The following is a 12,602-nucleotide window of genomic DNA, read 5'->3' as shown; positions in this document are numbered from 1 at the left end:
CCAGCGGCTTCGTCACCGGCTCCAACGGCTTGAGCACCGGCTCCAGCGGCCTCGTCACTGGATTTAAAGGCGATAATACTGGTTCCAGCGTATCCAATACCGGCTTTAGTGCTTCCGTCCCAGGCCCCAATGGTTTTGTTATAATCTCTATAGTTCCCTTTGCCGGGTCAAGTGTAGTGCCTTCAGATTCTGTCTTATCTCCTATATTTGAAGGATCCTCACACAATAATGGCAGATGACCTGTGGTGATTTTTTCAATTTCCTTATCCATTTCCCTCATCGGAAGTGAGCTTAAATCTTGTAATAATTTGATTGAACCCGGCTTTTGTGGATTTATTTTTCCTGATAGGGTGGTCAGGGTCAATTGTTGTATTAAACTATCCGCCGATTTCATATAATGAGCAGCCATCACCACGTTTTCCATCCCAAGCTCTGGTATCGTCTCATCCGCATTCATGCAGGCACCCTTAAATGAAATAGCGGTTGTGTCAACGGTCATATTTTTTACAGTAACCGGGCCATTTGCTTTTAAACCGATGGTTACATTCCCATTGGGTGTGTCAATTTCTTTTGTTAATTTCATTCCATAGATCGTTGCTGATTGATACTGAATTCGGAGCATTGGCTTCCCGTTATTGTGAGAGGTCTCTTGTTTGACAATCGTCGCAGTCATTCCGGAGCCAACAACCCGGTCCGCCTCAATAATAAAACCCTCATCGTCTTTTTTTTCTGCTGCGAAAACAGGGTTAACGAGAGAGCATAATGTCAGAAGCAGCAATTGAGTACAAAAGCATAATAAGATGCGCTTTCGTTTCCACCACATATTTTCTCCCCTTTAAACAGAGTGTGTTTTCTCAAGTCCGCTTGGAGGTGCAGTCGTTATTTTTACAGGTTCAAGGCGCCAGGCCATTAATAAGGCACCGCCAACAATTCCGAATAATGTTCCAACTAAGAAACCTCCTAGCGCACCTATCACCGAAAGAATCGAAAGGAAAATCGTAAAGATTCCCAGTATCTTGGAGGCATTAGGGAAAAAGACCGCGACCATGCCAATTAAGGTGATGACTCCTCCAAATAATAAACCGATAATCGCAATGGACCCTGGTAGAAAGGTGCTTAAATATAGATTTAATGGCACCCATAAGATCATTACCCCACTTAGAATAGTAATGACTGATCCCCACAGCGGCCGGCCTTTGCGCCACTTATTAATTCCCATTTCCCCTTGCCCCCTCCTAATTCTTATTGATTTTTTCAACTGTTAAGCGCATACCGCTCATATTAATCGACTTTTGAAATAGATAGTGAGTTTTTAATTTTGCATGCTCAAGCGTAATAGTTGATGATGTCTGCTTAAATTGTTTCTGCCAGTCATCACTATGCTTTTCTTGGAGGACCAAATTTTGAAATTTGGCGTCTGCCTCAATTAACCCAGCATCTTGCTGCAAGCCGGTAATCTGAACAGGCTTGGAGGCAGTTATTTTGACACGAATCCACTCCCCGCCCACTTTAAAATCCTTATATAATTGAAGATTATTTATAGTCAGTGTTTCAATTAAATTCGTTCCCTGCGGAGCAGAATCTGATGAGCTTGTTTCACCCATTTTCGGATAGAAGGTATAATTATTCCCTACTAACTTATCAAACTCCACATAAAAATCGCCCACACCTGCAATGGGGACTGCATAGGCAACCCCCGATATCCCAAAGGAAACTAGTAGTAAGGCTAACGTCAATACCCCTGTCGCCAGCGCCGACCAAAATACCTTTTTACTTATTGTCCCCTCAACAAGTTGTATAGAACTTTCCATCATACCCCTCCTATTTTTCTAAAATTTTAAAAAACTATCCTTTCCCCTAGCATACAATCCTTGATATATTCCAGCAATTACGGAAAATATCGTGTTATTTTTATCCCCCCGTCAAATGTCGGGGTCACTTTTTCACTACGGACATAGAAGAAAAACATTCCACGAAATATTTAAAAAGTAGTTTCTGTTAAGAGAAATTGTTATTTTTTATACTCTGTTGATTGGAGCGGAAATCAACAGCCAAATTTAACAGAGTCATGCTAAAAAATAAAGTATGAGGATGGATTATGGATGAAACATAAAATAGAACAGCTATTAATGAAAGGGCTTTCTATTCTATTAGAGCTTAGAGAACCTTTTCTAAAACGATGGAAGCATCAACTTAAAAAATTGAATTATCAAAACGACCACTTAGTAGCAAAGTTTGAAACGATTATTGAACTTGCCTTTTTGAAGGCTTCCGAAGATAAAAACCTTAATGTCGACTCCTTTATCTTTTCTCTTTTTTCAGAGTGGCAGGCCCGATTTTCAAAGAAAGAAGAGGAATATGAATCAATTTTTCTCCTTACCACCATAGAACATCTCTTTCATCAACTTTTAGCAAACAAATCTTCCGCGACATTTTTAGACCATCAAGCCGTGCAGTCCATTTTTTCAAGAATCCTTGATCAAACCTTTTTAACACAGAATGTTGAAAGTCAGAATCAAAAATGGTTAAAATCTATCATTTCGACCAATATCGTCCCGATAAAATGGATAGCAGTTGTGAAAAAGAATCAGCCAGATTATCAAGTAGAAACAGTTGTCTGTTCCGATTTGTATCCTGCCGACCGTCATTTACTTGATATCTGCACGAGTCTAAAGGCAGGGGAAATCAATTATCTCTCGTTAGCAATTCAGAAATTAGTGGGTAGAAGTACCGACGAACAAGACATCATCAAAATACCATGTATAAATGATTATCTCCTTATATGTCCTGAAGATTTGATGACAGAAGAACAGATAATGTTTATCAAAGGGATGTATATACGGCAATTAAAGCTGCTTCAACTCGAAAGTAAAATGGAATGGAAGGATGCATCCCTTTTATTTCTACAAAGCCTGATTCGAACGAAGAGTGTCGACGATGCTGTTAACGCAATATCAAAAGGTCTCGTGGATTTTATGCCATTTAAGCGCTGTGCCCTGTTTTTATATAACCACTTTGTGGATAAAGGGATAGGTGTTTCAGGCTATAATGTAAATGATTCTGCAGTTCAGCAAATAAAAGAGGAAATCTTTACACTGCCTTTAATTGATAAATACTTTTTTTCTCTTACCCATTCTCAACCTCTCTATTTTTCGAATGCAAGCGATATTTTGCCCAAAAAATTTGTGCAGGACTATCAGCTGAAATCACTCGTTGTCCTTCCTATTTTCGTGCCGACCAATAGCAAGCTGCTTGGGGTTGCCTTTTTAGATCAAGGGGCAGATACTCCTTTCACGGTATTACCTGAGACGCTAACGACATTAATAAGATTTGGCCAAAATGCTGGAGAACTTTTGTATTCCATTTGGGATGAGGCCCTCCAGCAATTCTGCGGTCCACAGACGATTTTAACACTGCGGGAAAAGGAAGTTCTTCAATTAATTGCTGATGGGGCTTCTATTAGTGAAGCAGCAGCAGAATTACATTTAAGTAGTTACACAGTCCGAGACTATGTATCATCCATTATTCAAAAATTAGCTGCCAAGAACCGTACGGATGCTGCCGTAAAGGCGATTAAGATGAAATTAATCTCGTAAACGGCCGATATCTGCCATAATTTATTTAGTTGCCTTTCTTAATGGATATAGATAAAATGAACCATTAAGAAAAAATAAAAAAGGGGTTGATTAAATGTGGAATGAATTTAAACAGTTTGCTATGAAAGGCAATGTCATTGATTTAGCAGTCGGGGTCATTATTGGCGGGGCATTTGGAAAAATTGTTTCTTCACTTGTCGCCGACATCATCATGCCATTGGTTGGTTTATTAACAGGGAAATTAAACTCTTTTGCTGAACTTTCCTATCACAGTTTGGCGTATGGAAAGTTCATTCAAGCAGTCGTTGATTTCTTTATTATTTCATTTTCCGTTTTCTTATTTGTAAAATTTATGAACCGGTTTAAAAAGAAGGAAGTACCAGCAGAGGTTGTCGTTAAAGTTGAGCGACAAGAAGAGCTATTAGCGGAGATTCGTGACCTTTTAAAAGAAAACCAAGAAACTTTAAGAAAAAATGAAACATCTTGACCACTCATACGTATATCTTAATAAGAAGGTCAGGAACCAAGGACTTTCTACCAAATTCATTTTGAGGTGAAGAGCTTTGTATACACAAACATCGACTGAATTTATGCCTTCCGTTTTAAGGACGTTCGCTCTTTCATTAGCGATCGCTTTCTTAGGAACGATGGCAGGGGCATTTGTCGTACCGCCTGGGCTGTTTATGCCGTTAATGATTTTAGAATTTGTTATGCTGATTAGCGCCTTTTTCTTTAGAAGGAGAAAAGCTGTTTCCTATGCATTTTTGTATATTTTTACTTTTATCTCAGGGATTACCTTATATCCAATCGTAGCTTACTATCTATCAACTGCTGGAGCAAACGTTGTCGGTATAGCATTTGCCAGTACAACGGTTGTTTTCACTGGGATTGCCATTTACGCAGCAAAGTCCAAACATAATTTTTCATTCTTGGGTGGATTTTTACTGGCAGCTATCTTAGCATTAGTGGCCATTTCGATTTATAATATTTTCTTACCATTAAGCTCGACCGGAATGCTTGCCTATTCCTTTATCGGTGTTTTAGTATTTAGCGGATACGTTCTTTTTGATATTAGCCGGATGAAGCACTACGGAGTAAGACCAGAAGATGTTCCGTTGATGGCATTAAACCTGTATCTCGATTTTGTTAACTTATTTATCAGTATTCTGCGTATCCTTGGAATCCTTTCAAGCAGAGACTAAAAAAAACAGGAGTTTGGCTAATGCCAAGCTCCTGTTTTTTTTATATCTGTTCGATTAATGTTATGCCTCGGTCAATCATTTGTTTAACGGATGAATCCCAGTTACGTTTATTCAGCTTCTTTATAATAGCGCTTACATTTCGGTGGGAAGCCTGATTTATTTTATACAGTTCTAATATTTCAAGCCGTAATAGCCATTCATTTGGATATTTTTGATCCAGAATGGCTATTACCCGATCGAGCTGCGTTGAACTAGTTTGTTCCCACTTTCCCACTCGTAAGTCCCGAATTTCTTTATACAAGTTTTCTAATTCAGTCAAACACAATAGTTCAACCTCTTCCATGCTTTCATCCTTTGGTGAAGGGGAATCAAAATAATGGTTTGGGTCAGCTGCTCCCGTAAAGACCGACGTAACCACTTCTCCAACAGCCATATCAAATATTCCCCATGAAGGTTCAAAGAGCACAATATTCTTGTACGTCACAAGACAATTACTAAAACTAATCAAAATTGGTTTCTCGTCAAAGAATAATATACTATTAACAAAGCCTTCCACTGTTACCCCGCTTTGAAAGTTTAATACGGAATTTTCCCCCTCTTTGATACCAAATTCGTGCAATTGCTTTGCAGTACAGGCTTCTATTACAAGATCTCCATCTAATTTACCGATGGGTGTTCCAAATCCTTTGCGATGAATATCTGTACCCTGATTCTTCAATTGTTTATGTTGATAAGACAAAGCTGTTGGACCTTTGGTTCTAACATAAATGGCCTCCATATTTTCATCTTTCAAAATAGCGGTCAGCGTACCGGTAACCTGTATGCCTGACGATAAAACAAATGTTGCAGCACTATTTGATTCTAGTGCTTGATCTAGACTTTCCGTGCCGCCTTTACGGAAAGCCATAGACGAGGCGAATTGTTCCACTTTCTCTACTAAATCATCAAATGACTTACATACAAATAATTGCGGCTGCGGCTTTGTGACATCATAAGGTGTATTGACACATTCTTCCACGGAGAAGGGAATTTTTTTTACATCAGGTTTCAAACAGCTTTGACTTTCCCCTACAGAAGACAATAATCCGGCTCCATAAATTTTAGGCTTGTTCAGATCACCTATTAGTCCGTATTCAACGGTCCACCAAAACAGTCTGGAAACTTTGTCAGCCTCAGACAACCCTTTAACCCTGCTCCTGGCTTCCGCAACCTGTTGTTCGGCTTCTAGAACCTGTTCAGAAGTTGAATTAGGGTCCTCGGCAATAATCGTCAAATGGCGAACCGCCTTAAATACCTCTAGTTTCTCTTTAGTGGAAAGGGCCTTAGCCCCCATTTCACCCATTTTTCTGACAAAGTTCCTGTAAGCCTCATCCAATAATATTGGGGCATGCCCTGCTGCTTCATGAAGCATATCCGGTGCAGGCGTATAGGCAATATTTTGGATGTTGCGGATTTCTGTTGCAATTGGGAGGATCCCGTTAGCTAAAAAGCCATAAAAAGCAGAGCCTGGAATTAAACCATCAATTGTAACGGCCCCCCAGCCTATTTTTGCCAAACTCGTATTCATATCATCTACCCTTGGGACCTGATCTGTCTTAATTCCCGAATCTCTTAATCCATTAAAATACGCAGGATGGGCTATGTCCTTTAAGAAATAATGGTTCTGTTTCATAACGAAGCGCCAAACGGCATGGTCGATTGGCGTGTAACGGTGGTAGTATTGCGTTGATATATATGGCTGCAAATGCTTTGGAATCTGTGGCTCTTCTTTATCAGTCATTTTGACCTTCCCCTTTTCCAACCTTATTTGATTAAGGACGGGAGCAATCAAGCAAGTGACTGCATTTTTGGACGTAGTCTCTCCTTCGCTCTTCTCATTCTCGTTTTCACTGTCGACATTGGCAGATTACTTTTTTCCGCAATTTCAAGTAAAGATAAATTTTGATAGTAATATAGAAAAATAGGATCACGGTAAATGTCTGGCAATGTCCTTACCTTTTCAGCTATTTGTTCTCTAGAGTATTTATCCAGGACTTCCTCTTCGGTAATGGAATGGGGTTCAAATAGGACTGAATAGGCATAAACCTCTTCTCTCCAAAAATGCTTCGATTTTTTTTCTTTCCGCCAAAAGTCACGGCATTTATTCATCGCAATCATCAAAAGCCAGCTTTTATATTTTGATTGCTCCTTAATGGAAGGATATGCTAAGTAAGCCGAAAGTAATACTTCCTGAAAAAGGTCTTCCGCGAGTTCTTTGTGTTTTGTTAATGATAAGATATATTTAAAAGCAGCTTGGCCGTGTTTATCCACTAGCTCCTCAAATGCAGGGGTATTCATCCAAACCATCCTTCCTTCCTTCAACAACTTCTTCAATTAATAGACGGAAAGGACCTGCTTAATCCCCTACACTTTTTTTCATATTATTTACCGTTCTGTTGCTTCCGAAACGAGGCCTTTCATAAAAATAGAAACTCCAATCTTCTTACAAATGGTTAAATAGTGCATAAGAGCTAATAGGACAGCCCCCGTATTCATACCGATAATCACCCCGTTCATCTGCCAATCATGAGAGGAGCCGAGCCAAAGGATGATTGCAAATGAAATAATGGTCGACCATATAATATGAAAAAATAATTCTTTTAACATATCAAGTCCAATTAAAAAAGCCTGCATTGGCATGATAAAGAAATGAAACAGGAAAAACGGCCAAAGTAACTGCAGATAAATGGCAGACGTATCTGATTTAAAAAATAACGACGTTAATTCCGGTGCAAAAAAGTAAAAAATGACGACTGCCGGAATCCCATATAAAAGTGTGATCGTCATTACTTGCTGAAGCATTTTTTGTAGGGTTGTGTAATCTTTTTGCGAATTGGTCTTTGATACGGCCGGAATCAGTACAATCATTAAGGAGTGTGCAATAAAGGCCGGAAAAAATCCGATGGAAGCTGCCACACCCATCAGCATTCCAAATTGTTCTATAGCGAGCGTACTGGATATTCCAGAGTAAACCAAGGCTCCCTTTATAACAAAGGGTTGAACAGCATTCATGATGGCTGAGAACAGCCGCAGTCCTGTCGTTGGAATCGAAACCGCGATTAAGTTTTTCCGTACCCCTTTTCGTTCCATGTTAGAAAAGGGTTTCCTCTTCAGTTGTTGGAATTGAATGATAAACAAGTAGAACAGGTATAAAAACACCACGATTTCACTGCCAATCAAAGCACAAATAGCAATTAATAAAGAAGCCTCTGCATCAAATTTGAAAAAGCGAAACAAGATAAACAGTCCTACAAGCTGGATGGACTTGCGAAGAAAGTTAGAGACCGCTATTTTCCCCATCTCCTGAACGCCCATAAAATAGCCTCTAGCTACGGATGTAAAGGAGATGACTGGGACTAAAACCAAAACAAGCCATCTGACATAGGGATGATAGGCATTAAATACCGGGATAAATGGAATGAGCGCGGCTGCGGCTAAAAATAGAATACTGGTAAAAACAATCGTAATGGTTAAGGCATGATAAAGAATATTACGATGGTAGCGCCGATCCCGCTCCGCGACAAATTTCGAAATCGATACCTGTAATTCAAAGCTGGACAATAAGACAAGTAAAAAAATCGAGGGAAGAATCGTCATATAAAGCCCTAACCCGTGAGACCCCAGCTCTCTAGCCAAAATCATATTGATCAGGACCTCAATCATTTCACCTAAAAAAGCAGAAGCAGCCAGAAAAAAGATACTTTTATAATAAATATTCAATTTACAAATCTCCCTTACTCTCATCTCTTTTAATAACTTATGAGACAAGTCCCTTGAATAGTAGGAGAAATTTTTTCAAAAAAAAAAGAACTGTTACCAGCTCTTTTAAAGATTTGTAGACATTACTTGTTTACCATCATTTCTTTTTACTAAATAGGTTGTTAAGAAAATGATTAACAATAGTAGTATTTGCGGTAAAGTGGTTTCGTAGGTTGGATAGAGTCCAAGCCAGTCAATAAATGGTAAGCGTTCCACCGTAGTGGTCGATAGCACATCTGAAATCTGCAATGCATGAATACTAATCCCTAATATTTTAAACGCTAAAAAGTAAATTAAGATGGTCGCCGTTCTAAAGAACAAGCGAATAGGAATTTTTACACTGTAATGAATGATGGCAAAGCCGGCAATGACTAACAACACAAGGGCCAAACAGATCCCCATTACGAGCTCCGCTAAACTAATATACGGGGTAATACCGGTATAGAAAATAATTGTCTCTGCACCTTCACGAAAAACTGAAAGAAAACTAATAAAGGCAAAGGACATAAGGCTTCCTTTTGCAATGGCCTGCTGCATTTGCTGATTTATATACTTATTCCAATTTCCAATGCTTGACTTATTATGAAGCCATGCCCCAACCGTCAACATCATGACGACAGCGACTACACCGGTAATCCCCTCAATATACTCCCTGCTTGACGCGGCAACAAATTTAGAAAAGACTATATTGATGATTACGGCGAGGATAGCACTTGCTAAAATACCTGCAACAACTCCGGACCAAATCCACTTTTGCTGCGCAGATTGCCCCATTTTTTTCAAAAAGGCAATAAGCGTTGCAACAACTAATAAGCCTTCTAATCCCTCACGCAATAATATAAGGGCTGCATCCCATAATGAGTAACTTGTTTTACTTAATAATGGTGCAAGGCGATTTTCTAAGTCCTTAACAATTTCGGAGGCTTTATCAGCATTTACACTTTCAGAATTTAATAGACTGATGGCAGTTGGTACCTTTGTTTCCATATCGCTGTACAAACCGCTATCCCTAGTTTGAACATCTCCTTCTACCAAAGGCCAAATTGTCAGGATTTTATTTAACTGCTCACTGGCATCCTTATAATCATTTTGAGATATCACCTTTTCGGCATCACTTAACAATGCCGCTAAGTCAGTTAAGGAATAATCACCTTCAACCTGGCTCGTTACTTTTCCTGCGAGAAAGTTTTCCACTTCTGCTTTAAGTTGATCTAAGTTTTGCCCCGCTTTATCTAAATCAGCAGGTTCCTGTGTAATCGCAATTCTTATGAGAGCTGTGTATTTTTCGATGTTTCCATATGCAGCAATACTCTCATCGTGAACGGACTTCTCTGAAGCAGTCCACCCATTCATTAATTTCTGGTATTGAAGTTTTAATGGAGCGGTATCTCCTTTTTCTACTGATTCCTTCATAACCGTTATAAGCGGAAGGATCTGCTTTACCTGTTCTTTGGCTTTTTCTTTATCTTTTGGGTTTTGTTCCTCATCATATTGAACAACTGCACTTGAAAGGGCCGAAAGACTTTTCGAGAGTGCCTCATTATCAACGCTGTCTGCTGCTAGTAAACTTTGCACTTCTTTTAATTCTTGGTCCACCGTTTTGGCTTGTTTGCTGCCAGCTTTTTTAACAGATTGCCACTCGCTTGCAAACTCCTCCATGTTTTTGGCCACGACAGCCTGCTCGCCATCTTTTGCCTTCATTAAACTATCACCAATCAGTACAAAAAGTTCATCACTATTTTCGGCTGCCTTAACGGGAAGGCTGATTTGAAAAAAACTGATTAGTAGGATGAATACTAATAATGGCTTCCAATTAAAACGCTGCATCATTCTCTCTCCTCTGTAAAAGAGCAACCACTAGTTAAATAGTGTCTCTCCGATAAAACCGCCCTGTTTAGCGCCTGGTAAACAAGCAAAAATGGCACTTCCGCGGTGGGATGTATATTCATTTAATTTATCCATTTTGGCCAATCTGTTCTGGATCGGGATAAACTGCTTACTAGGTGTACGCTGGAAACATAGAAACAAAAGACCTGCATCAAAGCTGCCTGTTTTCAAATCCATTCCATCGGCATAGGAATAGGCCCGGCGGAGAATCTGCTGCGTGCCATCTCCATGGGACAAGCGTACATGAGAATTGACAGGGATCACGTCCCCACCGGTTTCTTTTTTCTGGGTGAAATCAGGTTGATCAAATTCATTCTTTTGCCCTAGCGGTGCACCACTTTCCCGGTATCGGCCAAATGTGTTTTCTTGCTCCTTTAGGTTGGTTCGGTCCCATACCTCAATAAACATTTGAATCCGGCGGACGACAAGGTAACTGCCATTAACAAGCCAATCCGGTCCATCGCCCGGCTGTACCCAGATATGCTCATTCACCTGTTTTTTACTGTCCACATCGGGGTTTACTGTACCATCTTTGAAACCGAATAGGTTCCTCGGTGTTTCATTTCCAGGATCCGCCTGCTTTGTCCGCTGAAAACCAGTTTGCGCCCAGCGTAATGTCGCTTTCCCTCTTGCGATTCGAATAAGATTTCTGACCGCATGAAAGGCTACCTGCAAATCATCGGCACAAGCTTGAATACAAAGATCTCCACCGGTCCATTCCTCTTCTAATGCATCAAGCGGGAAGGCTGGAAGATCGACCAATTCCTTCGGCTGCTTGTGTTTTAATCCAAATCGGTCTTGATTGTCTTTGACAAAAAGACTAGGTCCAACTCCAAAAGTAATCGTTAAATTTGACGGCGATAGACCTGCCGCCTCCCCTGTATCATCCGGAGGCAAAAATTCGTTGCTTGAAAGCTTGCCGACTGCCTTCCCCTCTGTCATTAAGGCTGAAGCCTTTGTCCATTCCTTAAATAGTTTAGATAAGTCTTCTTGTTTAGACGTCGTTACATCTAAGGAAACAAAATAAACATGATTTTGTGTTTTTGTCGTAATACCGCTTTGATAATTACCATAAAAAGGAACAATCTCTTGATTTGACTCAGGGCTTGATGCCTTACTTTCCTTGAGCGAAAGGACACTACCGAGACCCGATGCTCCTAGAATGACTCCGACACCGCCAATTCCCGCGGTTTTCAGAATGTCCCGTCTTGAAACCTTTTTTTTAGCTATTGCCTCTAAGTTGGCTGGATTGTTTGTCAATTAAGACGCCTCCGTAATAATACCTATTTGTGATAGTGGTTCAGCTAGTGCATCAATGGCCTGGCTAAGCTCTTTTACTTGCGCTTCTGTCAATTCTGTATAAAGCTTGTAACCATCACCGTTTTTATGCTGGTTTAATAGACTATAAACATCATCAAAACGAGCTTGAATCTCTGTTGAAACGTCTTTGTCTTTTTTCTCTAGTGCTGGTTTAAGCAGCTGATAGATTTTCTCCGCCCCCTCAACGTTTGCCGCAAAGTCGTAAAGATCCGTATGGGAGTAGCGGTCCTCTTCACCGGTGACTTTTGAAGTAGAAACTTCATTTAGGAGGTCAACAGCTCCGGTAATTAATAAATCCGGCGTCACTTCCACTGTATCTGCTTTAGCACGTAACAGGTTTACATCTTTCATTAGCTGATCAGCCATTTGTTCATAACCTTTTGTTGTGTTTTCCATCCATAATCCTTTTTCAATCCGGTGATATCCGCCCCATTCTGCGGCGGGAACGTCTCCTTCTCGTGCATCAATTTTAGGGTCGAGGTCACCAAAGCTCTCGGCGATTGGTTCGGCACGCTCATAGTGCATCCGTGCCGGTCCATAAAGTTGTTTTGCTTTCTCAATATCACCGCTTTTAACTGCAGTAGTAAACGCCTCTGTGGCTTTAACGAACTCTTCAATCTCGGAAATTGCATATTGCCGATATTCATCTGATACCCCTGTTAGAGATTCCGTTGAAGTGTTTTGAGTTTCCTTTGTTTTTTCTTTGGTCGAAGCTTGGTCCGAATTGGAACAGCCAAATAATAGACTGCTAGATAATAGAACAAGGCCAGTTAATTTATATATTTTCATGTATGTATTT

12 protein-coding genes are annotated in these 12,602 nt (G+C 40.1%); 3 read left to right on the top strand and 9 right to left on the bottom strand.

The features are described from left to right. The 3 genes from V7266_RS21670 to V7266_RS21660 form a co-directional block, all read right to left on the bottom strand. On the bottom strand, positions 1-823 hold an 823-nt coding region (locus V7266_RS21670; RefSeq protein ID WP_335470834.1), incomplete at its 3' end, for a DUF6230 family protein. Positions 824-835: 12 nt separating this feature from the next. After that, positions 836-1,219: a DUF6114 domain-containing protein gene (locus V7266_RS21665; RefSeq protein ID WP_335470833.1), complete on the bottom strand. Its 384-nt coding sequence runs from the start codon at positions 1,217-1,219 to the stop codon at positions 836-838. A gap of 16 nt (positions 1,220-1,235) precedes the next feature. Next, entirely contained in the window at positions 1,236-1,811 is a 576-nt protein-coding gene (locus V7266_RS21660; RefSeq protein ID WP_335470831.1) for a DUF6230 family protein, read from the bottom strand. Positions 1,812-2,102: 291 nt separating this feature from the next. Between V7266_RS21660 and V7266_RS21655 the strand changes: the two genes are divergently transcribed. The 3 genes from V7266_RS21655 to V7266_RS21645 all read left to right on the top strand — a co-directional run bounded on the left by V7266_RS21655 (position 2,103) and on the right by V7266_RS21645 (position 4,798). After that, positions 2,103-3,596: a LuxR C-terminal-related transcriptional regulator gene (locus V7266_RS21655; RefSeq protein WP_335470829.1), complete on the top strand. Its 1,494-nt coding sequence runs from the start codon at positions 2,103-2,105 to the stop codon at positions 3,594-3,596. Between the two features lie 94 nt (positions 3,597-3,690). Further along, on the top strand, positions 3,691-4,083 hold the full coding sequence (gene mscL / locus V7266_RS21650) for a large-conductance mechanosensitive channel protein MscL (protein ID WP_335470827.1): 393 nt from the start codon (positions 3,691-3,693) through the stop codon (positions 4,081-4,083). Between the two features lie 76 nt (positions 4,084-4,159). After that, on the top strand, positions 4,160-4,798 hold the full coding sequence (locus V7266_RS21645; RefSeq protein ID WP_335470825.1) for a Bax inhibitor-1/YccA family protein: 639 nt from the start codon (positions 4,160-4,162) through the stop codon (positions 4,796-4,798). 40 nt (positions 4,799-4,838) lie between these two features. Here the strand turns inward: V7266_RS21645 and V7266_RS21640 are convergent, their stop codons facing one another. From V7266_RS21640 to efeO, 6 genes are all read right to left on the bottom strand, one after another. Then, positions 4,839-6,578 carry an aromatic amino acid hydroxylase gene (locus V7266_RS21640; protein ID WP_335470824.1) on the bottom strand — a complete coding sequence of 580 codons (1,740 nt, stop codon included), beginning with the start codon at positions 6,576-6,578 and terminating at the stop codon, positions 4,839-4,841. A 47-nt stretch (positions 6,579-6,625) separates the two neighbouring features. Further along, positions 6,626-7,135: an RNA polymerase sigma factor gene (locus tag V7266_RS21635; protein ID WP_335470821.1), complete on the bottom strand. Its 510-nt coding sequence runs from the start codon at positions 7,133-7,135 to the stop codon at positions 6,626-6,628. An 87-nt stretch (positions 7,136-7,222) separates the two neighbouring features. Next, the gene (locus V7266_RS21630; RefSeq protein WP_335470819.1) at positions 7,223-8,557 is read right to left on the bottom strand and encodes a polysaccharide biosynthesis protein; all 1,335 of its coding nucleotides are present in this window, start codon (positions 8,555-8,557) and stop codon (positions 7,223-7,225) included. A gap of 105 nt (positions 8,558-8,662) precedes the next feature. Beyond that, positions 8,663-10,423: an FTR1 family iron permease gene (locus tag V7266_RS21625; RefSeq protein WP_335470816.1), complete on the bottom strand. Its 1,761-nt coding sequence runs from the start codon at positions 10,421-10,423 to the stop codon at positions 8,663-8,665. 30 nt (positions 10,424-10,453) lie between these two features. After that, positions 10,454-11,743 carry an iron uptake transporter deferrochelatase/peroxidase subunit gene (gene efeB / locus V7266_RS21620; RefSeq protein WP_335470814.1) on the bottom strand — a complete coding sequence of 430 codons (1,290 nt, stop codon included), beginning with the start codon at positions 11,741-11,743 and terminating at the stop codon, positions 10,454-10,456. Continuing rightward, a complete protein-coding gene (efeO, locus tag V7266_RS21615; RefSeq protein ID WP_335470878.1) occupies positions 11,744-12,592 on the bottom strand; it encodes an iron uptake system protein EfeO in 849 nt (282 codons plus the stop codon). Positions 12,593-12,602 lie beyond the last annotated feature (10 nt).

Origin of the sequence: Neobacillus drentensis, assembly GCF_036965645.1 — a bacterium.
GTDB classification, from domain to species: Bacteria; Bacillota; Bacilli; order Bacillales; family Cytobacillaceae; genus Neobacillus; species Neobacillus drentensis_D.
The sequence above is the reverse complement of the archived record's forward strand: the minus strand, read 5'-3'. Positions and strand labels throughout refer to the sequence as shown.

Coding starts and splice junctions, on each gene's coding strand:
- V7266_RS21665 (WP_335470833.1), bottom strand. CDS start 1,219: ATGGGAATTAATAAGTGGCGCAAAGGCCGGCCGCTGTGGGGATCAGTC.
- V7266_RS21660 (WP_335470831.1), bottom strand. CDS start 1,811: ATGGAAAGTTCTATACAACTTGTTGAGGGGACAATAAGTAAAAAGGTA.
- V7266_RS21655 (WP_335470829.1), top strand. CDS start 2,103: ATGAAACATAAAATAGAACAGCTATTAATGAAAGGGCTTTCTATTCTA.
- mscL (WP_335470827.1), top strand. CDS start 3,691: ATGTGGAATGAATTTAAACAGTTTGCTATGAAAGGCAATGTCATTGAT.
- V7266_RS21640 (WP_335470824.1), bottom strand. CDS start 6,578: ATGACTGATAAAGAAGAGCCACAGATTCCAAAGCATTTGCAGCCATAT.
- V7266_RS21635 (WP_335470821.1), bottom strand. CDS start 7,135: ATGAATACCCCTGCATTTGAGGAGCTAGTGGATAAACACGGCCAAGCT.
- V7266_RS21625 (WP_335470816.1), bottom strand. CDS start 10,423: ATGCAGCGTTTTAATTGGAAGCCATTATTAGTATTCATCCTACTAATC.
- efeO (WP_335470878.1), bottom strand. CDS start 12,592: ATGAAAATATATAAATTAACTGGCCTTGTTCTATTATCTAGCAGTCTA.